Annotated in this window: 21 protein-coding genes; 13 read left to right on the forward strand and 8 right to left on the reverse strand. The window is 69.5% G+C overall.

Translation table 11 applies throughout. The annotated features are described in order from the left end of the window. Window positions 1–154 precede the first annotated feature (154 nt). A complete protein-coding gene (locus ACWTPI_RS05545; RefSeq protein ID WP_059410802.1) occupies window positions 155–1,459 on the reverse strand; it encodes a D-amino acid dehydrogenase in 1,305 nt (434 codons plus the stop codon). 109 nt (window positions 1,460–1,568) lie between these two features. On the opposite strand from ACWTPI_RS05545, the gene ACWTPI_RS05550 reads away from it, so the two are divergent. Both ACWTPI_RS05550 and ACWTPI_RS05555 read left to right on the forward strand, forming a co-directional pair. Further along, window positions 1,569–2,072 carry an Lrp/AsnC ligand binding domain-containing protein gene (locus ACWTPI_RS05550; RefSeq protein WP_029043186.1) on the forward strand — a complete coding sequence of 168 codons (504 nt, stop codon included), beginning with the start codon at window positions 1,569–1,571 and terminating at the stop codon, window positions 2,070–2,072. A 119-nt stretch (window positions 2,073–2,191) separates the two neighbouring features. Next, window positions 2,192–3,277: a PA0069 family radical SAM protein gene (locus ACWTPI_RS05555; RefSeq protein WP_454731147.1), complete on the forward strand. Its 1,086-nt coding sequence runs from the start codon at window positions 2,192–2,194 to the stop codon at window positions 3,275–3,277. 31 nt (window positions 3,278–3,308) lie between these two features. On the opposite strand, the gene ACWTPI_RS05560 is transcribed toward ACWTPI_RS05555, so the two are convergent. The 4 genes from ACWTPI_RS05560 to ACWTPI_RS05575 all read right to left on the reverse strand — a co-directional run bounded on the left by ACWTPI_RS05560 (window position 3,309) and on the right by ACWTPI_RS05575 (window position 8,247). Then, complete coding sequence (locus ACWTPI_RS05560; protein ID WP_454731148.1) at window positions 3,309–5,579, reverse strand: copper-transporting P-type ATPase; 2,271 nt, start codon at window positions 5,577–5,579, stop codon at window positions 3,309–3,311. Between the two features lie 214 nt (window positions 5,580–5,793). Beyond that, the gene (locus ACWTPI_RS05565; protein ID WP_454731149.1) at window positions 5,794–6,276 is read right to left on the reverse strand and encodes an NINE protein; all 483 of its coding nucleotides are present in this window, start codon (window positions 6,274–6,276) and stop codon (window positions 5,794–5,796) included. Window positions 6,277–6,510: 234 nt separating this feature from the next. Further along, entirely contained in the window at window positions 6,511–6,918 is a 408-nt protein-coding gene (locus ACWTPI_RS05570; protein WP_020201008.1) for a hypothetical protein, read from the reverse strand. 192 nt (window positions 6,919–7,110) lie between these two features. Further along, window positions 7,111–8,247 (reverse strand): PQQ-dependent sugar dehydrogenase, encoded by a 1,137-nt coding sequence (locus ACWTPI_RS05575; protein WP_454731150.1) that lies wholly within the window; start codon window positions 8,245–8,247, stop codon window positions 7,111–7,113. Window positions 8,248–8,392: 145 nt separating this feature from the next. Here ACWTPI_RS05575 and rpsP point away from each other — a divergent pair, with 145 nt between their 5' ends. The 5 genes from rpsP to ACWTPI_RS05600 all read left to right on the forward strand — a co-directional run bounded on the left by rpsP (window position 8,393) and on the right by ACWTPI_RS05600 (window position 11,558). Continuing rightward, entirely contained in the window at window positions 8,393–8,647 is a 255-nt protein-coding gene (gene rpsP, locus ACWTPI_RS05580) for a 30S ribosomal protein S16 (protein WP_020201010.1), read from the forward strand. A 40-nt stretch (window positions 8,648–8,687) separates the two neighbouring features. Further along, a complete protein-coding gene (rimM, locus tag ACWTPI_RS05585) occupies window positions 8,688–9,386 on the forward strand; it encodes a ribosome maturation factor RimM (RefSeq protein WP_454731151.1) in 699 nt (232 codons plus the stop codon). Between the two features lie 55 nt (window positions 9,387–9,441). After that, entirely contained in the window at window positions 9,442–10,251 is an 810-nt protein-coding gene (gene trmD / locus ACWTPI_RS05590) for a tRNA (guanosine(37)-N1)-methyltransferase TrmD (protein ID WP_454731152.1), read from the forward strand. A 75-nt stretch (window positions 10,252–10,326) separates the two neighbouring features. After that, entirely contained in the window at window positions 10,327–10,722 is a 396-nt protein-coding gene (gene rplS / locus ACWTPI_RS05595) for a 50S ribosomal protein L19 (RefSeq protein ID WP_020201013.1), read from the forward strand. A gap of 155 nt (window positions 10,723–10,877) precedes the next feature. Continuing rightward, a complete protein-coding gene (locus ACWTPI_RS05600) occupies window positions 10,878–11,558 on the forward strand; it encodes an NUDIX hydrolase (protein WP_454731153.1) in 681 nt (226 codons plus the stop codon). A 17-nt stretch (window positions 11,559–11,575) separates the two neighbouring features. Here ACWTPI_RS05600 and ACWTPI_RS05605 read toward each other — a convergent pair whose 3' ends face one another. After that, complete coding sequence (locus ACWTPI_RS05605) at window positions 11,576–12,421, reverse strand: sulfurtransferase (protein ID WP_020201015.1); 846 nt, start codon at window positions 12,419–12,421, stop codon at window positions 11,576–11,578. Window positions 12,422–12,604: 183 nt separating this feature from the next. Here ACWTPI_RS05605 and dnaE point away from each other — a divergent pair, with 183 nt between their 5' ends. Both dnaE and ACWTPI_RS05615 read left to right on the forward strand, forming a co-directional pair. Then, a complete protein-coding gene (gene dnaE / locus ACWTPI_RS05610; protein ID WP_454731154.1) occupies window positions 12,605–16,117 on the forward strand; it encodes a DNA polymerase III subunit alpha in 3,513 nt (1,170 codons plus the stop codon). 49 nt (window positions 16,118–16,166) lie between these two features. Continuing rightward, complete coding sequence (locus ACWTPI_RS05615; protein WP_020201017.1) at window positions 16,167–17,423, forward strand: glycosyltransferase; 1,257 nt, start codon at window positions 16,167–16,169, stop codon at window positions 17,421–17,423. Here the strand turns inward: ACWTPI_RS05615 and ACWTPI_RS05620 are convergent. Further along, window positions 17,371–18,138 (reverse strand): glycosyltransferase family 2 protein, encoded by a 768-nt coding sequence (locus ACWTPI_RS05620; RefSeq protein WP_454731155.1) that lies wholly within the window; start codon window positions 18,136–18,138, stop codon window positions 17,371–17,373. The two genes, ACWTPI_RS05615 and ACWTPI_RS05620, sit on opposite strands and share 53 nt — an antisense overlap. An 11-nt stretch (window positions 18,139–18,149) precedes the next feature. On the opposite strand from ACWTPI_RS05620, the gene ACWTPI_RS05625 reads away from it, so the two are divergent. From ACWTPI_RS05625 to ACWTPI_RS05640, 4 genes are all read left to right on the forward strand, one after another. Next, the gene (locus ACWTPI_RS05625) at window positions 18,150–19,400 is read left to right on the forward strand and encodes an O-antigen ligase family protein (protein WP_059410810.1); all 1,251 of its coding nucleotides are present in this window, start codon (window positions 18,150–18,152) and stop codon (window positions 19,398–19,400) included. After that, on the forward strand, window positions 19,397–21,166 hold the full coding sequence (msbA, locus tag ACWTPI_RS05630; RefSeq protein WP_020423652.1) for a lipid A export permease/ATP-binding protein MsbA: 1,770 nt from the start codon (window positions 19,397–19,399) through the stop codon (window positions 21,164–21,166). Before ACWTPI_RS05625 ends, msbA begins: the two co-directional genes overlap by 4 nt. 111 nt (window positions 21,167–21,277) lie before the next feature. Beyond that, window positions 21,278–21,868: a peroxidase-related enzyme gene (locus ACWTPI_RS05635; RefSeq protein ID WP_020201021.1), complete on the forward strand. Its 591-nt coding sequence runs from the start codon at window positions 21,278–21,280 to the stop codon at window positions 21,866–21,868. A 134-nt stretch (window positions 21,869–22,002) separates the two neighbouring features. Further along, complete coding sequence (locus ACWTPI_RS05640; RefSeq protein ID WP_020201022.1) at window positions 22,003–23,220, forward strand: cation:proton antiporter; 1,218 nt, start codon at window positions 22,003–22,005, stop codon at window positions 23,218–23,220. Between the two features lie 10 nt (window positions 23,221–23,230). Here the strand turns inward: ACWTPI_RS05640 and ACWTPI_RS05645 are convergent, their stop codons facing one another. Continuing rightward, on the reverse strand, window positions 23,231–23,755 hold the full coding sequence (locus tag ACWTPI_RS05645) for a hypothetical protein (protein ID WP_454731156.1): 525 nt from the start codon (window positions 23,753–23,755) through the stop codon (window positions 23,231–23,233). Window positions 23,756–24,002 lie beyond the last annotated feature (247 nt).

Below are 24,002 nucleotides of genomic sequence, written 5' to 3' on the forward strand. Positions count from 1 at the left end.
GTGAAGCAGAGGCAAAAAGGGCGGCCCCGAAAGGGTCGCCCTTTTTGCTGATAAAGCGCCGTTTAACGCGCCGCGTGCCGAGGGGTTGCTCCCCTTTCCCGCACGCGGCGTGCAGACCGGAGAAGGAAGACCGCAAGCCGGCCTGGCCGGCCGCTCAGGCCACCGCGGGGCGGTGCGCGGCGCGCGCGCCCGGCTGCTTGAGGTAGCGCGTCACCGACAGGTCGTCGGCGCGGATGGCCGGCGAGGTGCCGGACACCAGGTCCGACAGCAGCTTGCCCGAGCCGCAGGCCATGGTCCAGCCCAGCGTGCCGTGGCCGGTATTGAGCCACAGGCCCTTGAGCGGCGTGGGGCCGACGATGGGCGTGCCGTCCGGCGTCATCGGGCGCAGGCCGGTCCAGAAGGTGGCGCGGCTGACGTCGCCGGCGCCCGGGAACAGGTCGGTCACCACGTGCTCGAGCGTGCGGCGCTTGGACGGGTCCAGCGAACGGTCGTAGCCGACGATCTGGGCCATGCCGCCCACGCGGATGCGGTCGTCGAAGCGCGTGATGGCGACCTTGTAGGTTTCGTCGAGCACGGTCGACACCGGGCTGCGCTCCGCGTCGGCCATCGGCACGGTGATGGAGAAACCCTTGAGCGGGTAGACCGGCAGGTTCGAGAGGCCCGGCAGGATGTTCTTCAGGAACGGCGTCGACCAGCTTCCCAGCGCCACCACCACGAGGTCGGCCGTCACCGGCTGGCCGCCGATCATCGCGCCGGTGACGGTGTCGCCGCGGGTCAGCAGCCCGTCGATGGTGCGGTCGTAGTGGAACTTCACGCCGAGGCCCTCGGCCATCGCCGCGAGCTGGGTGGTGAACAACTGGCAGTCGCCGGTCTCGTCGTTGGGCAGCCGCAGGCCGCCGCTCAGCTTGTGGCTGACCGCGGCCAGCGCCGGTTCGCTGGCGGCGAGATCCCCGCGCGACAGCAACTGGTAGGGTACGCCGGCCTGCTCGAGCACGGCGATGTCCTTGGCGGCGCCGTCGAGCTGCTCCTGCGTGCGGAAGACCTGCAGCGTGCCTTGCTGGCGGCCTTCGTAGGCGATGCCGGTATCGGCGCGCAGCGCGCGGATGCAGTCGCGGCTGTACTCGGCCAGCCGCACCATGCGTTCCTTGTTGGTGGCGTAGCGCTCGGCCGAGCAGTTCATCAGCATCTGCCACATCCACTGCAGCTGGAACAGCGTGCCGTCCGGGCGCACCGACAGCGGCGCGTGTTCCTGGAACATCCACTTGATGGCCTTGAGCGGCACCCCGGGCGCGGCCCACGGCGATGCGTAGCCGGGCGAGATCTGCCCGGCGTTGGCGAAACTGGTGCCGAGCGCGGGCGCGGCCTCGCGGTCGATCACGGTGACTTCGTGGCCGGCGCGGGCCAGATACCAGGCGCTTGTCACGCCGATTACACCGCTGCCAAGGACGAGAACTCGCATAGTCGGGGGCTCGAAACCAAAAAAGAGGGTGGATAAAGTAATTCTCTCTATACTATTTAAATATATGCAGTCATAGTTATCGTAATTTTCAAGGAAACAGGAACTACTCATGAGAACGAGCCGGCAACCGGTGCGTAGCCTCGACCGGCTGGACCGCAAGATACTGGCGCTGCTCCAGGCCGACGGGCGGATGTCGATGAAAGAGCTGGCCGAGGCCGTCGGGCTGACCATCACGCCCTGCATCGAGCGGGTCAAGCGCATGGAGCGCGACGGCGTGATCATGGGCTACTACGCGCGGCTCAATCCGGCCCTGCTGGGCAGCGGCCTGCTGGTGTTCGTGGAGATCTCGCTGGGCAACAAGTCCGGCAACATGTTCGAGCAGTTCCGCCGCGAGGTCTCGCGCATCCCGGAAGTGCTCGAATGCCATCTGGTGTCCGGCGATTTCGACTACCTCATCAAGGCGCGCATCCGCGAGATCGGCGAGTACCGCCGCCTGCTCGGCGACATCCTGCTGCAGCTGCCCGGCGCCGCGCAGTCCAAGAGCTACGTGGTGATGGAGGAGATCAAGGAGACACTGGCGATCGCCGTCGACGAAAAGGCGCCGCTCGCCTGAGGGCGGCCCGCCAGCCCGCGGCGCTTTCCCGCGCGCCGCCACGCCCCCGGAAAACCTGCATGCGGCGCCTCGATACTGTATATTTATACAGTACATCGTAACGCGCAGCAGGAGTTGTCATGGCGTCACTCAAGACCGGTTTCCAGCGCGGCCGCGGGGCGCTTTCCAACGTCGAATCCCGCTTCGACGGCTGGTCGCGCGAGCCCGACGACGACGGCCTCGCGGCGGTCCTGGAAGCCCACGGCGAACTGCCCCCGCGCAAGACCATCGTGGTCCTCGAGGCGGCGAAATCGATCATCACGCGCAACCAGTCGCCCGACATCCCGTTCGACCAGTCGATCAACGTCTACCGCGGCTGCGAGCACGGCTGCTCGTACTGCTTCGCGCGCCCGACCCACGCCTACCTCGGGCTGTCGCCGGGGCTGGACTTCGAGACGCAACTGTTCGCCAAGCCGAACGCGGCCGAGCTGCTGCGGCGGGAACTGAGCAAGAAGCACTACGTGCCCTCGGTGATCGCGCTCGGCACCAATACCGACCCTTACCAGCCGATCGAGCGGGAGCACCGGCTGACGCGCGCCATCCTGGAGGTGCTGGAGGAATTCAACCATCCGGTGGCCATCACGACCAAATCGTCGCTGGTCACGCGCGACGCCGACATCCTCGCCCGCATGGCGGCCAGGGGCCTGGCCCGGGTCTACGTCTCGATCGGCACGCTCGACGCGGACATCGCCCGGCGGCTCGAGCCGCGCGCCAATACGCCGGCCAGGCGCATGGAGGGCGTGCGGCGCCTGGCCGGGCAGGGCATTCCCACCGGCGTCATCGTGGCGCCGATCATTCCGGCGCTGACGGACTTCGACATCGAGCGCGTGCTCGAGACCGCCGCCGGGGCCGGCGCCGGGGCGGCCGGCTACGTCATGCTGCGCCTGCCGCTGGAGGTGCGGGACCTCTTCGTCGAATGGCTGGAGCAGCACTACCCGGGGCGGCGCCGCCACGTCATGAGCCTGATCGAGCAGATCCGCGACGGCAAGCACAACCAGTCCGAATTCGGCCAGCGCATGCGCGGCACCGGCATCTTCGCCGAGCTGGTCGGCAAGCGCTTCGCGCAGGCTTGCCGCCGCTTCGGGCTCAACCAGCAGCGCCCGCCCTTGCGGGCCGACCTGTTCCGCGTGCCGGAGCCGCCGTCCGCGCAGCAGTTGCTGTTCTGAAGCGCTGCGCGCGGTGTCCGCCCTCGCTGGCCTACACCGCCGCGCGCCGCAGGCGCAGCGCATTGGAGACCACCGACACCGAGCTCAGGCTCATGGCCAGCGCGGCGAACATCGGCGACAGCAGCATCCCGGTCGCGCCATACAGGACGCCGGCCGCCAGCGGCACGCCCAGCGCGTTGTAGACGAAGGCAAAGCCGAGGTTCTGCTTCATGTTGCGGATGGTCGCCTCGGACAGCTTGCGGGCGCGGGCGATGCCGCGCAGGTCGCCCTTCACCAGCGTGACCTGGGCGCTGTTCATGGCCACGTCCGTGCCGGTGCCCATCGCGATGCCGACGTCGGCCTTGGCCAGCGCCGGCGCATCGTTGATGCCGTCCCCGGCCATCGCCACCACGCGGCCTTCCTGCTGGAGCCGGGCGACCAGCGCCAGCTTGTCCGCCGGCCTGACCTCGCCGTGGTATTCGCCGATCCCCAGCTTGCCGGCCACGGCCCGGGCCGTGGCCACGCCGTCGCCGGTGGCCATCACCACGCGGATGCCCTGCGCCTGCAGGCTGCGCAGCGCTTCCGGCGTGGTCGCCTTGATCGGATCCGACACCGCCAGCAGGCCGGCCAGCGTGCCGTCGACGGCCAGGTACATGACGCTCGCGCCCTGCGTGCGCAGGGCGTCGCCGGCCTCGCTCAGGGCGGCGGCGGAGACGCCCGCGGCCGCCATCAGCACGGTATTGCCGAGCGCGAGTTTGCGGCCCGCCACGGTGCCCCGCACGCCGATGCCGGTGCCCGACTCGAAATCCGCGGCCGTGTCGAGCGGCAGGTTCTGCCGGCGCGCCGCCTCCACCAGCGCGGCCGCCAGCGGATGTTCGCTGCCCTGGTCGAGGCTGGCCGCCAGGCGCAGCACTTCCTGGTCGGAGAATCCGTTGATGCCGAGGCCGCGCTCGAAGGCCGGGCGGCCTTCCGTGAGCGTCCCGGTCTTGTCGACGATCAGCGTGTCGACCTTGCGCAGGTTCTCGATGGCCGACGCATCGCGGAACAGCACGCCGTTCGACGCGCCCTTGCCGCTGGCGACCATGATGGACATCGGGGTCGCCAGCCCGAGCGCGCACGGGCAGGCGATGATCAGCACCGCGACGGCGTTGATGAGGCCGTACACCCAGCCTGGCTGCGGGCCCCACAATCCCCACGCCAGGAACGTGAGCACGGCGACGGCGATGACCACGGCCACGAACACGCCGGCCACCTTGTCCGCCATGCGCTGCATCGGCGCCTTCGAGCGCTGCGCCTGCGCCACCATCTGCACGATCTGCGACAGCACGGTCTGGGAGCCGATTTTCTCGGACACGATGACCAGGCTGCCGGTGGCGTTCATGGTCGCGCCGATGACGTGGTCGCCGGCGCGCTTGGTCACGGGCATCGGCTCCCCGGTGATCATCGACTCGTCGACCGAGCTGCCGCCTTCGGCCACCACGCCGTCGACCGGCACCTTCTCGCCCGGCCGCACGCGCAGGCGGTCGCCCACGTGCACGTGGGCCAGCGGCACATCCTCCTCGCTGCCGTCGGCGTTGAGGCGGCGCGCCGTCTTCGGCGCGAGGCCGAGCAGCGAGCGGATCGCCGCCGAAGTCTGCGAGCGGGCCTTGAGCTCCAGCAGCTGGCCGACCAGCGTCAGCGAGATGATGACCGCGGCGGCCTCGAAATACACGCCGATGCGGCCATGCATGGCGAAGTCCTGCGGGAACAGCCCCGGCGCCACCGTGGCGACGACGCTGTAGACGTAGGCCGCGCCGGTGCCGAGGCCGATCAGCGTCCACATGTTGGGGCTGCGCTGCGCGAACGAGCGCACGCAGCGCGCCAGGAACGGATACCCCGCCCACAGCACGACCGGCGTGGACAGCGCCAGCTCGACCCAGCTTTGCGTCGCGGCCGCCATCCAGCCGAGCTGGTGCCCGAACATGGCCAGCACGAACACCACGGCGGTCAGCGGCAGGGTCCACCAGAAGCGCCGCTGGAAGTCAGCCAGCTCGGGGTTCTCCTCCGCTTCCAGTTCCGGCATCAGCGGCTCGAGCGTCATGCCGCATTTCGGGCAGTTGCCGGGATGATCCTGCCGGATCTCCGGATGCATGGGGCAGGTGTAGATGGTGCCTTCCTGCGCCGGCGCGGCGTCCGGGGATTGCCGGGGGCCGGGCGCCGGCGCATGGGCGTGATGGTGGTGATGGTCGTGGTCGTGCGGATGGCCGCCGGCGCCCATGCCGCCGTCCTGGGGCGGATGGACGTGCTGATGGGTTTCGCCCTGCGCGGGTTCGTGACGGTCCATTCGGCGGCGCTCCTTTCGGTTGAGCCACGCGCGCGCCTGTCGCGCGCCGGCGTTGGCATCATAGGCGCATCGCGCGGCGGCTTGCTGATGTGGCGCAAACCGTGGCGAACCGACGGCATGGCGGCGTCATGGCGGCGGCGGGCCGCCGCGTGGCTGGCTGGAACGGGAAGGCGCGGCGCATGGCCGCGTTGGGCGGCGGGCCGCGTGGCCGCGGTTACTGCGAGAGCGCCCGCGCCGCCTCGACCTGGGATTCGAAAAAGGTCTGGAAGCTGATGGCGAGGCCGGCCATCAGCAGGCCGGTGCCGATCAGCAGCGACAGGATGACCAGGATCACCACCGGCCAGCCCGAGCGGGTGGGCTGGCCGTGCGGGTTGAAGCGCGCGTCCCATTTGTCGTCGGCGCGCAGCCCGTACACGATGGCGGTGAGGAAGGCGGCGATCAGCGAGGCGCCGCCGGCCACCGCGAAGGTCCAGTTCAGCGCGGGCGAGCCGGCCCCGGTCTGCATCGACGCCACGCCGGTGGCGCCGGCCAGCGTGGCCAGCAGGTGGGCCCAGCCGAATTTGTCGCGCAGCCCGCCCAGGTAGAAGCGGTGCAGCCCGAGGCTGCCGCACAGGAAGGCCAGGGCGACCGTGGCCAGCTTGGATTTGCCGGTGGCGGCGGTCTTGGCGGCGGCGGGGACTTGGGTGGCGACGGGCATGGGCGGCGACGAAGTGAGGGCCGGCGGAACCTGCCGGCGGGGGCGGTCACGGGCCAGCCGTGCTGGCGCCGGCGCTCATTGTACGCCGCCGCATGACGCCGGCAATGCGCACGATGCCGCACGGGCGCGCCGCCGCCGCGGCGCGCGCGGGGCGGATCGGCAATCGGGGGAAGGGCGCAAAAGCGGGCGCAAAAGCGGGAAAATCCGGGCGCGGCGCCCGATCCGGCGATCCGGCTAGCGGCCGCCGTCGCGTCCGCGCGCCTGCCAGCCGGGGCCGACGCCGGAGTTGCGCTGCTCGCCGCGCACCGGGTCCGCCTGCGCGCTGCGCTCGGACGGGCGGGCGCGCTCGTCCTCGCGTTCCTGGGGCGGCAGCGCGCGGCCGCTGAGGCGGTCGTCGGCGCGCGCGCGCGCTTCCATGCGTTCGATCTGGGCGCGCACGTGATCCTGCCGTTCGGCGCGCACGCTGGCCATTTCCCAGCCGCCCTGGCCCGCCTGCGCGCGGGCATTGGCCAGGCTCCGGCCGTCGGGTCGGCTATGTTGCCAGAACGCGACCTGGGCATGGCCGGCGCCGCTGAGGCCGAGCAGAAGCACGGCCAGCAGGATGCCCGCCACCGGGTCGCGCAGGAGAGTGCGGGGGAACATGCGGAATCCCAGTTTCCTGTCGCGCGGCGATGTTGTCGGAAGATGGAATCATGGTACGCACGCGCATCCGGCGCGCCTATGCAAAAGCCGTTACCGGTGTAACGGATTGTTTCGCCCCCGCCGCCGCGTCATGACGCAGCGATGAAACCCCGGCGTGCTTCATTTGGCGGCGCTTATTTCGCGGCGCCCATTTCATGGCGCATAGCGGATGCGGTAGATCGCGCCCGCCATGTCGTCGCTGACCAGCAGCGAGCCATCGGGCGCCACCTGCACGTCGACCGGCCGGCCCCACGGCCGGCCGTCCTGCAGCCAGCCTTGCGCGAATACCTCGCTGCGCACGGCCTGGCCGCGCCCGTCGAGCACCACCCGGACCACGCGGTAGCCGACCGGCTGGCTGCGGTTCCAGCTGCCATGTTCGGCAATAAAGATATTGTTGCGATATTCGGCAGGAAATTGCGATCCGGCATAGAAGCGCATGCCGAGCGCGGCAACGTGGGCGCCGAGCCTGGCCGCCGGCGGCGCGAACTCGGCGCAGGCGCGCTGCTTGCCGAATTCCGGGTCGGCGATGTCGCCGGCATGGCAGTACGGATAGCCGAAGTGCTGGCCGGCGCGGGCGAGGTGGTTGAGCTCGTCGTCGGGCACGTCGTCGCCGAGGTTGTCGCGGCCGTTGTCGGTGAACCAGAGCTCGCGCGTGCCGGGCTGCCAGTCGAAGCCGACCGTGTTGCGCACGCCGCGCGCCACCACCTGCAGGTCGCTGCCGTCGGGCTTCATCTTCATGATGTTGGCGTAGCGGTTCTCGTCCGGCTTGCAGATATTGCACGGCGCGCCGACCGGCACGTAGAGATAGCCGTCCGGGCCGAACGCGATGAACTTCCAGCCGTGGTGCGTTTCGCCGGGAAAGCGGTCGCTCACCACGACGGGCGCGGGCGGATTGTCCAGGCGGGCCTCCACGCCGTCGATGCGCACGATGCGCGAGGTCGAGGACGCATAGAGCGCGCCGTCGCGGAACGCCACGCCGACCGGCATGGTCAGCCCGGTGGCGACGGTGCGCACCTGCGGGTTGCCGGCGAGTGGCGCGGCGATGGCGTACACCTTGCCTTCGCCGCGCGTGCCCACGAACAGCGTGCCGGCCGGCGACATGGTCATGCCGCGCGCCTCGGGCACCGCCTGGCTCAGCACTTCGATGCGAAAGCCGGGCGGCAGCTTGATGCGGTCCAGCGGCAAGGCCTCGGCGGCGCCGGCGGCGGCCGCATGCCCGAGCCAGGCGCCGGCGGCAAGCCAGCCCGCCAGCAGGGCGCGGCGGGCACGAATGTGAAGGTAGGAACGCATGCGATGCTCTCCTGTCGGGGTTTTCGCCACGATGCCCGTGGCGGGGTGTCGCGTCAATCGCTCTAAGTGTTTGTTTGGCCTCGGGATTTGGGCTATACTCTTGCGTTTCGTGTTCGAACATCAAGTTTTCTGAGGAATCACACCCATGGTCGTAATCCGTCTGGCTCGCGGTGGCAGCAAGAAGCGCCCGTTCTTCAACATCGTCGCCGCTGACTCGCGCAACCGTCGCGATGGCCGTTTCATCGAGCGTATCGGTTTCTACAATCCCCTGGCCGGCGCCAGCGAAGAAGGCCTGCGCCTGGTGCAGGACCGCCTGACCTACTGGACCGGCGTTGGCGCCCAGATGTCGCCGACCGTGGCCCGCCTGGTCAAGCAGAACGCCGCCAAGGCCGCTGCCTGATTGCTGTGACGCGCGTTTCGCGACGCGTGGCAGACGACACGTGACCGAACGTAAGCAAGGCGCCCCGGCGCGGCGGCCGCTGAATGTGCCGCTGGAACCCGCGGCCCGTCCGCAGTCCGCCGGCCAGAAGCCGGCGCCCAGGCCGCAGGCCGGATTGCCGGCCGCGCTGGCGTACACCGACGCGTTGCCGGACGACCTGATCGAAGTCGGTTACGTCGGCGCCGCATACGGAATCCGGGGCTGGATCAAGATCCAGCCGCACGCCGACGATGCCAGCGCGCTGCTGCACGCGCGCCGCTGGTGGCTGCTCAAGCCGCCGGCCGGCGTGCTGGGCGCGGCGGGCGCGGTGAGCGCCGAAGCCCTGTGCGTGAAGATCGCGCAGTCCCGCGAGCATAGCGGTACGGTGGTGGCGCAGGCGGTCGGCGTGTCCGACCGCAGCCACTCCGAAGCGCTCAAGGGCCGTCGTGTATGGATCCGCCGCGAGGATTTCCCCGCGCCGGACGAGAACGAGTTTTACTGGGTCGATCTGATCGGCTGCGCCGTGTCCAACGAACAGGGCGAGCTGCTGGGCGAAGTGTCCGGCCTGATCGACAACGGGGCTCACCAGATCCTGCAGGTGGCGCATGCCTTGCCCGACGGCAAGACCGGCGAGCGCCTGATCCCGTTTGTCGATGCCTTCCTGCGCTCGGTCGATATCAAGGCCCGGCAGGTGGTGGTCGACTGGGGGCTGGATTACTGAGCGCCTGGTGACAGGCGCCGGGCCGGGCCCGGTGGGCAAGCCAAGGGAGAGGCGGATGCAGTTCGATGTGATCACGCTGTTTCCCGAGATGTTCCGCGCGCTGACCGACTGGGGCATTACCAGCCGGGCGGCGAAGCAGCAGCGCTATGCGCTGCGCACCTGGAATCCGCGCGATTTCACCACCGACAACTACCGTACCATCGACGACCGCCCGTATGGCGGCGGCCCTGGCATGGTGATGCTGGCCAGGCCGCTCGAGGACGCCATCGACGCGGCTTGCGCGGCCCAGCAGGCGGCGCGGGCCGATGCCCAGGCGGATGCGGCGGATACGGTGAAGCCGCACGTGGTGCTGATGTCGCCGCAGGGCGCGCCGCTGACGCACGCGAAGGTGATGTCGCTGGCGCAGCGCCCCGGGCTGGTGCTGCTGTGCGGGCGCTACGAGGCCATCGACCAGCGCCTGATCGAGCGGCGCGTGGACGAGGAAATCAGCCTCGGCGATTTCGTGCTGTCGGGCGGCGAGCTGCCGGCGATGGCGGTGATCGACGCGGTGGTCAGGCATCTGCCCGGCGTGCTCGGCGACGCGCAGTCGGCGGTGCAGGACAGCTTCGTCAACGGCCTGCTGGATTGCCCGCACTACACGCGGCCGGAAGAATACGAAGGCATGCGGGTGCCCGAGATACTGCTCGGGGGCCATCATGCCGAGATCGAGAAGTGGCGGCGCCAGCAGGCGCTCGCCAACACTGCGAGGAAGCGCCCCGACCTGATCGGGGCCGCCCGCAGCGCAGGTTTGCTCAGCCGCGCCGACGAGAAATTCCTGTCGGCGTGGCTGGCGAATGAAGGGCGGGAGTTCGCTCCCGTCAAGTGAAACCCCATCCTCTGCCGGGGCCCGGGCAACGCCCGGGGCATACAACGCCGGCATGATGGACAAGGAGAAGAAACGATGAACCTCATCGAGCTGATCGAGAAAGACGAAATCGCGCGCCTGACCGCGAACAAGACCATCCCCGCATTCGCACCCGGCGACACCGTGATCGTCAGCGTGAACGTGGTGGAAGGTAACCGCAAGCGCGTGCAGGCCTACGAAGGCGTCGTGATTGCCAAGCGCAACCGCGGCCTGAACTCGTCCTTCATCGTGCGCAAGATTTCCTCGGGTGAAGGCGTGGAACGCACGTTCCAGCTGTACTCGCCGCTGATCGCCGGTATCGAAGTGAAGCGCCGCGGCGACGTCCGCCGCGCCAAGCTGTACTACCTGCGTGAGCGTTCGGGCAAGTCCGCGCGTATCAAGGAAAAGCTGGCATACAAGGCAGCGCCCGCCAAGGCGGCAGCAGCCGAGTAAGCCGGTTGCCGTGGCCGGTCCGCCGGCCGTGGCTGCGCAAGAAGGGCACCTCCGGGTGCCCTTTTTGCATGGGTCCGCGCAAGCCGCGTTGCAAAGCGTCCTGTTGCATCGCGCAAAGACGGTTTTGCCCGTCATCTGTCATACTGCGAGGCGATATGCGTCCCGCCTTCGATCCCGAAACCCTACCCATCGTCTCCACCGATAGCGGCCATCCGGCCCTGCCCGAGGTGCGCCTGCGGCCGGACTTCGTGCGCCACCGGCTCAAGTCGCCGCCGGCGTGGGCGCCCGAGCTGACCGACGAATCGCGCATCTACGACCGCAGCGTGGCGCTGCGCGACGCCGCCGTGCTGGTGCCGCTGGTGGAGCGCGAGCACGGCCTGACGGTGCTGCTCACGCAGCGCAACGCCAACCTCAGCGCCCACGCGGGGCAGATCAGCTTTCCGGGCGGGCGCCACGAGCCGTCGGATGTCGACCGGGTGGACACCGCGCTGCGCGAGACCGAAGAAGAAGTGGGGCTGGTGCGGGACTACGTGGAGGTGCTGGGCGCGCTGCCCGACTACATCACGGGCACCGGATTCCACGTCAGCCCCGTGGTCGGGCTGGTCCGCAGCGGCTTCACGCTGCGCCCCGACGCGCGCGAGGTGGCGGACGTGTTCGAGGTGCCGCTCGGCTTCCTGATGGACCCATCCCATCACCAGCGGCGCCTGTTCCGCTGGGTCGACGGCGAACGGCTGTTCTACGCCATGCCGTTCCCGCGCGAGAACGGCGGCTACCGCTTCATCTGGGGCGCCACCGCCGGCATGCTGCGCAATCTCTACCACCTGCTGGCGGCCTGAAGCCGCCCGCGTTCGGTTCAGGCCGCCGCCTGCCGCTGCGCGATGCAGTGGGGGCAGCTCTTGCCCACCACGTAGTGCGGGCTCTGCTGTTCCTCGGGCGTGACCACGGCGCGGCAGGCGAAGCACTGCTTGGGGCCGGCCGGCTCCAGGCTGGGATTCAGCGCGGTGCGGTAGTCGAACACGAAGCAGTCGCCCCGGTAGTGGCTGCCGCCCACTTCTTCGAAATATTTCAGGATGCCGCCCTCGAGCTGGTAGACATGCTCGATGCCGGCTTCCTGCATGTGGATGGCGGCCTTCTCGCAGCGGATGCCGCCGGTGCAGAACGACACCACGGTCTTGCCCTCGAATTCCGCCTTGTGCGCGGCGATGGCGGGCGGGAAGTCGCTGAACTTGGCGATGTCGTAGTCCACCGCGTGGGTGAAGGTGCCGACCGCCACCTCGAAATCGTTGCGGGTGTCGAGCATCACCACGGGGCGGCCGGCATCGTCGTGGCCCTGGTCGAGCCAGCGCTTCAGGTCCACCGGCCGCACCGCCGGCGCGCGCCCGGCTTCGGGGCGGATCAGCGGCATCTTCATGGTGATGATTTCCTTCTTCTCGCGCACCAGCATGCGCTTGAAGGGCTGGCTCTCCGACAGGCTTTCCTTGGGCGCGATGTCGGCGAAGCGCGGATCGGCGTGCAGCCAGCCCATGAAGCCGTCGATGGCCGCGCGGCTGCCCGCCAGGAACATGTTGATGCCCTCCGGCGCGAGCAGGATGGTGCCCTTCAGGCCCAGGGCCTCGCAGCGCGCGCGCATGTCCGGGCGCAGGGCCGGAATATCGTCCAGCGTGACGAATTTATAAGCGGAGATGTTGACGATCTGCATAGCGGAGGCGCGCCCGGCCGCGCGCCTTGCGGCCGCGCGGTAACTGCCTGATTGGAAAGGCGAAATTATAGCGCCTCGGAGGCCGCGCGGCGGCCTTGCCCGAGCGCCCCGCTCGGGCATGCCGGCGCGGCGCGCCTGCAAAGAAGGCAGGCGCGGCCATGCCGAGCCGGTACAATCACGTCCATGTCTGCACCTCGCTTCGTTCATCTCCGCCTCCATTCCGAATACTCCGTCGTCGACGGGATCGTGCGCCTTGATGCCGCCGTCGAGGCCGCCGCGGCCGACGGCATGGGCGCGCTCGCCCTGACCGACCTCGCCAACGCCTTCGGCCTGATCCGCTTCTACAAGGAAGCGCGCGGCGGCGGCGTCAAGCCGGTGGTCGGCGCCGACGTCTGGCTCACCAACGCCGAAGACCGCGACAAGCCGGCGCGCCTGCTGCTGCTGGTGCAGGACCGGCGCGGCTATCTCAACCTGTGCATGCTGCTGTCGCGCGCGTGGTTGTCCAACCAGCACCGCGGCCGCGCCGAGATCGAGCACGGCTGGTTCGACGAGCCCGGCGAGGAGGGCCTGCCGCTGGCCACCGGACTGATCGCGCTGTCCGGCGCCATGAGCGGCGACATCGGCATGGCGCTGGCCAACGGCAACGACGCCGCGGCCGAGCGCGCCGCCGCGCACTGGGCCCGGGTGTTCCCGCAGCGCTTCTACGTCGAGCTGCAGCGCGCCGGCCATCCCGGCACCGACGCCTACGTGCAGCAGGCCGTGCAGCTGGCGGCCAAGCTGCGCCTGCCGGTGGTGGCGACGCACCCGGTGCAGTTCATGACCGCCGACGACTTCACCGCGCACGAGGCCCGCACCTGCATCGCCGAGGGCGAGCTGCTGGCCAACCCGCGGCGCACGCGGCGCTTCACCACCGACCAGTATTTCAAGACGCAGGACGAGATGTGCGCGCTGTTCGCCGACATCCCGTCCGCGCTCGAGAACGCGGTGCAGATCGCGCGCCGCTGCAACCTCACGCTCGAGCTGGGCAAGCCGCGCCTGCCGCTGTTCCCCACGCCGGACGGCATGTCGCTCGACGACTACCTCGTCCACCTCGCCAAGGAAGGCCTGGAAAAGCGCATGGCCGTGCTGTTCCCGGACGAGGCCGAGCGCGAGTCCCGGCGCGCCGAGTACTACGCGCGGCTGGAATTCGAGACCGGCACCATCATCAAGATGGGCTTCCCCGGCTACTTCCTGATCGTGGCGGACTTCATCAACTGGGCCAAGAACAACGGCGTGCCGGTGGGCCCGGGGCGGGGCTCCGGCGCCGGCTCGCTGGTGGCCTACGCGCTCGGCATCACCGACCTCGACCCGCTCAAGTACGCGCTGCTGTTCGAGCGTTTCCTGAACCCGGAACGGGTCTCGATGCCCGACTTCGACATCGACTTCTGCCAGCACGGGCGCGACCGTGTCATCACCTACGTGAAGGAGAAGTACGGCAAGGACGCGGTCTCGCAGATCGCCACCTTCGGCACGATGGCGGCCAAGGCCGCCGTGCGCGACGTGGGCCGCGTGCTCGACCTCGGCTACGGCTTCGTCGACAGCATCGCCAAGCTGATCCCGTTCAAGCCCGGCAAGCTGGTCACCATCGAGGAGGCCAAGAAGGAAGAGCCGCTGCTGACCGAGCGCGAGAACAACGAGGAGGAAGTGCGCCAGCTGCTGGAGCTGGCGCAGCGCGTCGAGGGCATGACCCGCAACGTCGGCATGCACGCCGGCGGCGTGCTGATCGCGCCCGGCAAGCTCACCGACTTCTGCCCGCTCTACACCCAGGGCGGCCAGAACGACGGCATGAGCGGCGTGGTCAGCCAGTACGACAAGGACGACGTGGAAGCGGCCGGCCTGGTCAAGTTCGACTTCTTGGGCCTGACCACGCTGACCATCCTCGACTGGGCCGAGCGCTACATCCGCCGGCTCGACCCGTCCAGGGCGGACTGGAACTGCAGCCACATCCCGCTCGACGACGGCCCCGCCTTCGACATCCTCAAGACCGCCAACACGGTGGCCGTGTTCCAGCTGGAAAGCCGCGGCATGCAGGGCATGCTGAAAGACGCCAAGCCCGACCGCTTCGAGGACATCATCGCGCTGGTGGCGCTCTACCGCCCGGGCCCGATGGACCTGATCCCCAGCTTCTGCGCGCGCAAGCATGGCCGCGAGAAGGTGGAGTACCCGGACCCGCGCGTCGAGCCGGTGCTCAAGGAGACCTACGGCATCATGGTCTACCAGGAGCAGGTGATGCAGATGGCGCAGATCATCGGCGGCTACTCGCTCGGCGGCGCCGACCTGCTGCGCCGCGCGATGGGCAAGAAGAAGCCCGAGGAAATGGCGCAGCACCGCGTCATGTTCCGCGAGGGCGCCGACAAGAACGGGCTGACCGCCGGGCAGGCCGACGACATCTTCGACCTGATGGAGAAGTTCGCCGGCTACGGCTTCAACAAGTCGCACGCGGCCGCCTATGCGCTGCTGGCCTACTACACGGCGTGGCTCAAGGCGCACCATCCGGCCGAATTCATGGCAGCCAACATGTCGCTGGCGATGGACGACACCGACAAGGTCAAGATCCTCTACGAGGACTGCAAGCTCAATGGCCTCAAGGTGCTGCCGCCCGACGTCAACGCCAGCGAATACCGCTTCGCGCCGACCGACGCCAGGACCATCCGCTACGGCCTCGGCGGCATCAAGGGCTCGGGCCAGGGCGCCATCGAGGACATCCTGCGCGCGCGCGAGGAAAAGCCGTTCGCCGACCTGTTCGATTTCTGCGAGCGCGTCGACCGCCGTCAGGTCAACCGCCGCACCATCGAGGCGCTGATCCGCGCCGGCGCGTTCGACAGCCTCAACGACAACCGCGGCCAGTTGCTGGCCTCGGTGTCGCGCGCGATGGAAGCGGCCGAGCAGAAGGCCGAATCGGCCAACCAGGTCTCGCTGTTCGACCTGATGGCCGACGCCGGCGCGTCGCACCGCCCCGAACTGGTCGACGAGCCGCGCTGGCCGCCCAAGCGCACGCTGCAGGAGGAGAAGCAGGCGCTCGGCTACTACTTCTCGGGCCACCTGTTCGACGCCTACCGCGACGAGGTCGGGCGCTTCCTCAAGGGCACGCTGGCCGGGCTGGAAAAGGAAGTGCAGGGCAATGGCGGCGGCTACGGGCGCGACGTGCGCGGCAAGGTCATCGCCGGCGTCATCACCGGCATGCGCACGCAGATGACGCAGCGCGGCAAGATGCTGATCGTGATGCTCGACGACGGCACCGCGCAGATCGAGATGACGGTGTTCAACGAGCTGTTCGACGCCAACCGCCACATGTTCCGCGACGACGAGCTGGTGATCGTGCAGGGCAACGCGCGCCACGACACCTTCACCGGCGGCGTGCGCTTCACCGCCGAATCGGTGATGGACCTGGTGGCCGCGCGCGCCCGCTATGCCGAGGCCGTGGGGCTGGCCTTCAACGGCAACGCCTCGACCGAGCTGCTGCGCGAGCTGCTCACGCCGTATCTCGCCACCGTGGCCAACACGCCGGGCCTGCCCGTGCGCGTGAGCTACGCTACCAGCGGCGCGCGCTGCGAGGCCGAGCTCGGGCGGCAGTGGCTGGTCACGCCGTCGGACGACGCGCTCGCAAGCTTCCGCGCGGCGCTGTCCGGCGACAGCGTGCGCATGCTGTACGGCTGATCCGCAGTTGCCGGCAGTCCGTCATCCCCTGGATCCACCACGCCCCCGCATGGCCAAGCAACGCATCCTCTTTCACCTGACCCACTTCCTGCGCGGCGGCATCGAGACCTCGCTGGTGTCGCTGCTGGCCTCGCTGGACCGGGAGCGCTTCGAGCTCGGCCTGACGCTGACCTATCCGACCGAGGCGCTGGAGACGCATTTCCGCGCCATGCTGCCGCCGGACGTGAAGATCCACATCCTGGCGCCGGAGCGCTGGCTGTCGCATTTCCGGCAGAAGAAGAAGGCCGGCAAGCTCGGCCCGCTGGGCAAGATCTACGAGGAAGTGTTGCTGCCGCCGGTGCGCAAGCCGCTGGTCAACCGGCGCTTTCGCGCGATCGCGCGCGGCTACGACCTTGCCATCGACTACGACATGTCGCTGTCGCGGCTGACCGGCCGCCTGCCGATACCGATGATCGGCTACCAGCACTTCAGCGTGGCGCACCTGGAGCGAGACAACCCGCGCAAGCTGCGCAAGCTGCGGCGCCAGTGCCGCGAGCACTACGACCGCATCGTGGTGCTCAACGACAGCATGCTGGCCGACGCGCGCGCGCTGATTCCCGAGGCCGCGGCCAAGTTCGTGCGCCTGTACAACGCCACCGACCTGGACCGCATCCGCGCGCTCGGCAACGCGCCGTTCACGCCGCCGGCCCATCCTTACATCGTTTCGGTGGGGCGCCTGGAAGAAAGCCAGAAGGATTTCACCACGCTGCTGCACGCCTACGCCGCGCTGGTGCGCGGCACCGGCCTGCGCGAGCGCTTGGTGCTGGTGGGCGACGGCGCCTCGCGCGCGCGGCTCGAGGCGCTGGCGCGCGAGCTGGGCGTCAGCGAGCGGGTGACGTTCGCCGGCTTCCAGGCCAATCCCTACGCATGGATCCGCCACGCGCGGCTGATGGCGTTCAGCTCGAAGATGGAAGGGCTGCCCAACGTGCTGCTCGAAGGCATGGCGCTCGGCCAGCTGGTGGTGAGCACCGACTGCCCGGTGGGCCCGCGCGAGATCCTGGCCGACGGCAAGGCCGGCCTGCTCACGCCGGTCGGCGACGTGCACGCGCTGGCCGAGGCGATCCGGCGCGGGCTGGAAGACGCGCCGCTGCGCGCGCGGCTGCTGGCCTTCGCCGCCACCCACATCGAGCAGATGGGGTTCGGCCCGACCTCGGCCGCCTTTGCGGCCTGCGTGGACGACCTGCTGGGCGCGCCGCCGGCCGCGGCACCCGGCGCTAGCCCCGCGGCTCCTGCGGCTGCGTCTTCTGCCGCAGGTACCACAGCTTGATGTACTTGTAATAGCTGGCCTGGCCGTTCATCAGCGCCACGCCCAGCCCCTGCGCGCCGTCGAGGAAGCCGCGGCGCATCAGGTAGGTGCGCAGGAAGGCCCAGGCGCCATGCAGCACGGCGCCGGCGGGCGAGGCCGACTTGCCGCGCGCGAAGCCCTGCTGCGCGCCCAGCGTGGAGTACTGGTCGACCTTGCGCAGCACCTGCGAGAAGTCGTCGTAGGTGTAGTGCAGCAGCGGCGAGGCCAGCTTGCCGACCGGGCCGTCGGCGACCACGCGCTCGTGCACGAGGTCGTCGGTAAAGCGGGCATGGCCGCGCCTGAACAGCCGTGTGACGTAGTCAGGATACCAGCCGCCGTGGCGGATGAAGCGGCCGCAGAAGCGCGACAGGCGCGGCATCTCGTAGGCGTCGGCCTGGCCGGACGCGACCGCCGCCAGGATCTCGTCGCGCAGCTCGGGCGTGACGCGCTCGTCGGCGTCGAGCGAGAACACCCACTCGGTGTCGGCCTTGGACACGGCCAGGTTCTTCTGGGCGCCGAAGCCCGGCCAGTGCTCGGTTTCGAACACCTCGGCGCCGAGGCCGCGGGCCAGCTCGACCGTGCCGTCCCGGCTACCCGAATCCACTATAATCGCGCGGTCGCACCAGGACACGCTTTCCAGGCAGGCCCGGATGTTGTGTGCCTCGTTTTTCGTAATCAGTACGACTGAGATTTTCATAGAGCTTGTTTATGGTGTTTCGTGCGATAAAGCCGACTTCATTTGCCAATGTCCTCGTCCTGGCATTTCCGATCCTGGTGCTGTGCATCCCCAAAGGGGCCGGGATCTTCCTCGCCGGCGTGGTAGGACTCGCGCTGTGGAGCGGGCATGGCATCCGCACTACCTGGTCCGAGGGGCGCGGTGTGCTGTATCCGCTGGGGCTCGCTATTCTAGCCCTGACGATCGTCTACCTGGGCTCGAAGCTGGTCTTCGGCGTGCCGTGGAACGTGATTGATAATCCCTCCCGGAGCCTGTTGGCGCTGCTGGCTTGCCTGGTCATCCTGCACACCGCGCCCGACCCGCGCGTGCTCTGGCGAGGCATCACGATCGCCCTGGCGGCTGGCTTCGCCATCGTGGCGTACCAGTACTTTGTCCTGCAGGAGCCGCGCCCGGCGGCCTGGACCCAGGCCATCGCGTTCGCCAACATGGTGGCGGCGCTGGGCATCATCGGATTCGTGAGGCCGGGCACCGACCGGCGCGCGCATGTGGTGGCCTGGCTCAACCTGGCGCTGGCCATCGCCATCCTGGCCCTGAACGGCACGCGGGGCGCGCTGCTGGCGCTGCTCGTCACCATGCTGCCGCTGCTGCTGGTGCGCTACCCCGGCCTGAAGCCGTGGCGCTTCGTCACTGCGATCTCGCTGATCGGGCTGCTGGGCATCGGCCTGTACCTCGTGCCGAGCAGTCCGGTCGAGCAGCGTGTCGATCAGGTCCGCACCGAGATCAAGGGATTCCAGCACGGCGACAACGAGACTTCGGTCGGCGCACGCCTGAAGATCTGGGAGATCGCCATCGATTCGGTTCGTGTCCATCCGTGGATGGGCGTCGGCGTGGGGCAGTTTGCCCGGGTCCTGCGCGCTTCCGAGTTCTGCCGGCAACACCCGTCGCCGATCTGCCGGCTCGAGCACGCGCACAATGACATATTCGAGGCGGCCGCCACGATGGGCGTGCCCGGGGTGTTGGCGCTGCTGGGTTTGTTTTTCGTGCCGGGCATGCTGTTCTGGCGGCTGTTCCGCACCAGTTGCCGCAACGCCAACGGGCTTGGCGTCAGCCTCAGCGCGTCCGGCATCGGCGTGGTCCTGGCCAGCCTGATCAGCGGCCTGACCCAGGTGACGATGGCGCACCAGGCCAACATCGTGTTCTACGCCGGCATCGTCGGGCTGCTGCTCGGCCTGGCTGCCCTACAAGCAAGACATCCCCGCGCCGGCGGGGTGGAGAACCTGTGAACGTTCGAGAACAACACGCCCCCCACGGCCGCGAGGCCGATACCCTGAAGCGCGTCTGGGCCTACCTGCGCCCGGAGATGCGCGTCTTCGTCGTCGCCATCATCGCGATGGCGGTGGTGGCGGGCGCGGAAGGCCTGATCCCCAAGGTCGTCAACGACCTGCTCGACAAGGGGTTCGGCGGCGCCTACGTCGGCAAGCTCTGGCACGTGCCGGCACTGCTGACCGGCGTGGCGCTGATCCGCGGCGTGGCGCAGTTCGCCTCCGGCTACCTGCTGAGCCTGATCTCCAACCGCGTGCTGCTGAAGATGCGCATGCAGATGTTCGAGCGCATGCTGCACGCGCCGGCGCTGTTTTTCCACCGCAATACCGCGGCCTCGCTCATCAACGCGGTGATCTTCGAGGTCAACCAGGTCATGCAGATCCTGACCGGCGTGCTGATCACGCTGGTGCGCGATTCGCTGACGGTGCTGGCGCTGCTGGTCTACCTGTTCTACACCAACTGGCGGCTGACGCTGGTGGTGGCGGTGATCCTGCCGGTGATCGGCTTCGTGATGTCCAAGGTCAACCGGCGCCTGCGCCGCCTGAACCGCGACCACCAGGCGCTGACCAACAGCGCGGCCTACGTGGTCGAGGAAGCGGTGGGCGGCTACAAGGTGGTCAAGCTGCACGGCGGCGAACAGTACGAGACCCGGCGCTTCGCCGCGATGGCCGAGCGCCTGCGCGGCTATTCGATGCGCATGGCGGTGGCGGGCGGGCTGAACCAGCCGGTCACGGCCTTCCTGGCCTCGCTGGCGCTGTCGGTGATCCTGACCATCGCCATGATCCAGTCGCAGTCCAACCAGACTACGGTGGGCAGCTTCACCGGCTTCGTGATGGCGATGCTGCTGCTGATCTCGCCGCTCAAGCACCTGACCGACCTCAACCAGCCGCTGCAGCGCGGCCTGACCGCGGCCGAGATGATCTTCGGCCTGATCGACGAGCCGGTCGAGCGCCAGGAGGGCGGCCTGCCGCTGGCGCGCGCGCGCGGCGACCTGGTGTTCGACAAGGTGAGCTTCCGCTACGGCGACGCCGGCCGGCCGGCGCTGGACAAGGTCAGCTTCCACGCCAGCGCAGGCGAGGTGGTGGCGCTGGTGGGGCCGTCGGGCAGCGGCAAGACCACGCTGGTCAACCTGGTGCCGCGCTTCTTCGACCCGACCGAGGGCCGCATCCTGCTCGACGGCCAGCCGATCGACGTGTTCACGCTCAAGGACCTGCGCACCCAGATCGCCTTCGTCAGCCAGGACGTGGTGCTGTTCAACGGCACCGTGGCGGCCAACGTCGCCTACGGCGTGCACGACGCGCAGGACATCGACATCGCGCGCGTCGAGCGCGCGCTGGCGGCGGCCTACCTGACCGACATGGTCAAGGGCCTGCCGCAGGGCCTCGAGACCAATATCGGCGACAACGGCATGAAGCTGTCGGGCGGCCAGCGCCAGCGGCTGGCGATCGCGCGCGCGATCTACAAGGACGCGCCGATCCTGATCCTCGACGAGGCCACCTCGGCGCTGGATTCGGAGTCGGAGCGCCAGGTCCAGGCCGCGCTGGAGGCGCTGATGGTCGGCCGCACCACGCTGGTGATCGCGCACCGCCTGTCCACCATCGAGAACGCCGACCGCATCGTGGTGCTGGACCACGGGCGCGTGGCCGAGCACGGCAGCCACGAGGAGCTGCTGTCGGCCGAGGGGCTCTACGCCGGGCTGCACAAGATCCAGTTCGCCACGCACTGAGCGCGGCACCGGCGCCGCGGGCAGGCGGCGCCACATCCTCCCGCCGGGGTTTGCCGGTGCCGCCGGCCGACTTGGCTAGAATGGCAGGCAAACCACAGCCGAGAGGATGACATGAGCCAGCCCGTTTCCCCGATCAGCCGCTATCCCGTGCCCGCGCTCGCCAATCTGCCCGACGACATCCGCGCGCGCATCCTGGAGGTCCAGGACAAGGCCGGCTTCGTTCCCAACGTGTTCCTCACGCTGGCGCACCGGCCCGACGAGTTCCGCGCGTTCTTCGCCTACCACGACGCGCTCATGCTCAAGGACGGCGGCCTGACCAAGGGCGAGCGCGAGATGATCGTGGTGGCGACCTCGGGCGCCAACCAGTGCCTGTACTGCGTGGTGGCGCACGGCGCCATCCTGCGCATCTACGAGAAGCAGCCGGCGCTGGCCGACCAGGTCGCGGTCAACTACCGCAAGGCCGACATCACGCCGCGCCAGCGCGCCATGCTCGATTTCGCGCTCAAGGTCTGCCAGGCCTCGCACGAGGTCGACGAAGCCGATTTCGCCGCGCTGCGCGCGCATGGCTTCAGCGACGAGGACGCCTGGGACATCGCCGCCATCACGGCGTTCTTCGGCCTGTCCAACCGCATGGCCAACACCATCGGCATGCGCCCGAACGACGAGTTCTACCTGATGGGGCGCGTGCCCAAGGCAAAATAGCGCGCCCGTTCGCTGATTCGCTGATTCGCTGATTCGCCCGCTGCCGGGGCCGCGCGTGGCGCGGTCCCCGGCTCCCGCTGCCTCGATCCACCAACCTCTGTTCGTCCTGCCCGACCGGCACGGCGCCTTCCATCTTGAATCCTGTCTCGCTCTTCTTTGCCCAGGCCTGCCTGGTGGTGGGCACGCCCTTCGTCCTGTGGCGCGGACTGCGCATCGGCAGCATCGTGCCGCTGGTCGCCATGCAGATCGTGGGCGGCATCCTGCTCGGGCCGTCGCTGCTGGGCACCTTGTGGCCGCGGGGCTGGCAGGCGCTGTTCGGCGCCGCGCAGCTGTCGGCGCTGTCGGGCCTGCAATGGCTGGCGGTGGTGCTGTTCGCTTTCCTGTCGGGCCTGCATATCGGCGGCGCCGGGCAGCCGGGCATGCGGCGCATCGCCACGGCGGCGGCGCTGGGCTGCGTGCTGGCGCCGTTCGCGCTCGGCACCGCGGCCGGCGCGTGGCTGGCGCATGCGGCGCCGGCGGTGGTCGGGCCGGCGGCCTCGGCCTGGCAGTTCGCCTTTGCCGTGGGCGTGTCGATGGCAGTGACCGCGCTGCCGGTGCTGGGCGCCATCCTGCGCGAGATGAAGCTGTCCGATTCGGTGCCCGGCCAGCTCGCGCTGGGCTGCTCCGCGTTCAGCGACGCGGCGATCTGGCTGGTGCTCTCGGTCATCCTCGCCAGCGCGGGCCGCTCGTCGGCCGGTGACTTCCTGCGCCTGGCGCTGTGCGGCGCGCTCTACGTCGGCGCCATGCTGTGGCTGGTGCGCCCGGCGCTGGCGCGCCTGCTGCCGCGCATGCAGGGCAACGACGCGCGGCTGGCGCTGGTCGCGGTGCTGATCTTCGGCTCCGCGCTGGTCTCCGAATCGATCGGGCTGCACTACATCCTGGGCGGCTTCCTGGCTGGCGTGGCGCTGCCGCGCGAGGCGGCGGCCGACCTGCGGCGCCAGCTCGAGCCGACCACGGTGGTGGTGCTGATGCCGTTCTTCTTCCTGATGACCGGGCTGCGCACCGACATCGCCATCGGCGGGTACGACACGCTGCTCGTATTCGGGCTCAGCACGCTGGTGGCGGTCGCCGGCAAGGTGGCCGGCACCGCGCTGCCCGCGCGCCTGGCCGGCCTGCCGCGGCGCGAGGCATGGATGCTGGGCGCGCTGGTGCAGACTAAGGGGCTGATGGAAGTGGTGGTGCTGGGCATCCTGTTCGAGGCCGGGCTGATCGGCCAGACGGCGTTCTCGGGGCTGCTGCTGATGGCGCTGGCCACTACGGTGCTGGCCAAGCCGCTGACGCGCGCCGCTTCCGGGCTGCGCGGCGCCGCCTGAGCCGGGCGCGCTAGCGCACCTCCGCGCACGCGCCGCTGCGCGGGTCGAACAGGACCGGCCACGCCTGCTCGTAGATGCCCGGCGTGCAATGCTTCTCGCAATGGGCATGGGCCAGCGTCACGCGGCGCGGGTCCTGCCACACCATCAGTGTGCAGCCGCTGTCGTCGAGCGCGCGCAGTTCGATGTGCGGGGTCTTGCGGGTCTGGCGGAACTCGGCCAGGTCGAAATGGCAGGAGCCGCGCCGGCCGACCCACAGGGTCCAGGTGAGGCTGCGCACGTCGTTGCTCGCCACGCGCATGTGCGCGTCCTCGCGGAAACCATCGTCTTCGGTGCGCTGGCAGCTGCCGGCGAGGTCGATGTCGCGCGGCGGTATCGGCGTGGCGCGCTCGCGCGCGGCGCCGGCGGCCGAGGGGCGCGGCTCGGGCGCGCGCGCGGCGGGCGGGGAGGACGGCGGCAAGGTCACGGTACAGGCCGTCAGCGCGGCAACCGACAGCGCGGCGACCGGCACCCACGCAGGCAAGCGCGTGTTCTTCATGGCTACTCCTTGCGCCCGGTGCCCGCGCGGCCGTCGGGCTGGCCGCGCCCACCTCTACCTGTAGTTATAGCGGATGCGCAAAGGAAGGCGAGGGGAAAGCACGGCGCCTGCGTGCGGCAGGCATCGGAGGCCGCCGCCGGGGTTGCCGCGCCGCGCAACGAAAAGCAAAAACCCCGCGCCGTTGCCGGCGCGGGGTTTTTCGTTTGCGGGCCTGCGCGCGCCCGGCGCCGCATCTGGCGACGCGGTG

The sequence above is a fragment of the Cupriavidus ulmosensis genome (assembly GCF_977008105.1).

Bases quoted from the DNA above. Each gene is read 5' to 3' on its own strand.
- ACWTPI_RS05545 (WP_059410802.1), bottom strand. From the start codon at position 1,459: ATGCGAGTTCTCGTCCTTGGCAGCGGTGTAATCGGCGTGACAAGCGCC.
- ACWTPI_RS05550 (WP_029043186.1), top strand. From the start codon at position 1,569: ATGAGAACGAGCCGGCAACCGGTGCGTAGCCTCGACCGGCTGGACCGC.
- ACWTPI_RS05555 (WP_454731147.1), top strand. From the start codon at position 2,192: ATGGCGTCACTCAAGACCGGTTTCCAGCGCGGCCGCGGGGCGCTTTCC.
- ACWTPI_RS05560 (WP_454731148.1), bottom strand. From the start codon at position 5,579: ATGGACCGTCACGAACCCGCGCAGGGCGAAACCCATCAGCACGTCCAT.
- ACWTPI_RS05565 (WP_454731149.1), bottom strand. From the start codon at position 6,276: ATGCCCGTCGCCACCCAAGTCCCCGCCGCCGCCAAGACCGCCGCCACC.
- ACWTPI_RS05570 (WP_020201008.1), bottom strand. From the start codon at position 6,918: ATGTTCCCCCGCACTCTCCTGCGCGACCCGGTGGCGGGCATCCTGCTG.
- ACWTPI_RS05575 (WP_454731150.1), bottom strand. From the start codon at position 8,247: ATGCGTTCCTACCTTCACATTCGTGCCCGCCGCGCCCTGCTGGCGGGC.
- rpsP (WP_020201010.1), top strand. From the start codon at position 8,393: ATGGTCGTAATCCGTCTGGCTCGCGGTGGCAGCAAGAAGCGCCCGTTC.
- trmD (WP_454731152.1), top strand. From the start codon at position 9,442: ATGCAGTTCGATGTGATCACGCTGTTTCCCGAGATGTTCCGCGCGCTG.
- rplS (WP_020201013.1), top strand. From the start codon at position 10,327: ATGAACCTCATCGAGCTGATCGAGAAAGACGAAATCGCGCGCCTGACC.
- ACWTPI_RS05600 (WP_454731153.1), top strand. From the start codon at position 10,878: ATGCGTCCCGCCTTCGATCCCGAAACCCTACCCATCGTCTCCACCGAT.
- ACWTPI_RS05605 (WP_020201015.1), bottom strand. From the start codon at position 12,421: ATGCAGATCGTCAACATCTCCGCTTATAAATTCGTCACGCTGGACGAT.
- dnaE (WP_454731154.1), top strand. From the start codon at position 12,605: ATGTCTGCACCTCGCTTCGTTCATCTCCGCCTCCATTCCGAATACTCC.
- ACWTPI_RS05615 (WP_020201017.1), top strand. From the start codon at position 16,167: ATGGCCAAGCAACGCATCCTCTTTCACCTGACCCACTTCCTGCGCGGC.
- ACWTPI_RS05620 (WP_454731155.1), bottom strand. From the start codon at position 18,138: ATGAAAATCTCAGTCGTACTGATTACGAAAAACGAGGCACACAACATC.
- ACWTPI_RS05625 (WP_059410810.1), top strand. From the start codon at position 18,150: ATGGTGTTTCGTGCGATAAAGCCGACTTCATTTGCCAATGTCCTCGTC.
- ACWTPI_RS05635 (WP_020201021.1), top strand. From the start codon at position 21,278: ATGAGCCAGCCCGTTTCCCCGATCAGCCGCTATCCCGTGCCCGCGCTC.
- ACWTPI_RS05645 (WP_454731156.1), bottom strand. From the start codon at position 23,755: ATGAAGAACACGCGCTTGCCTGCGTGGGTGCCGGTCGCCGCGCTGTCG.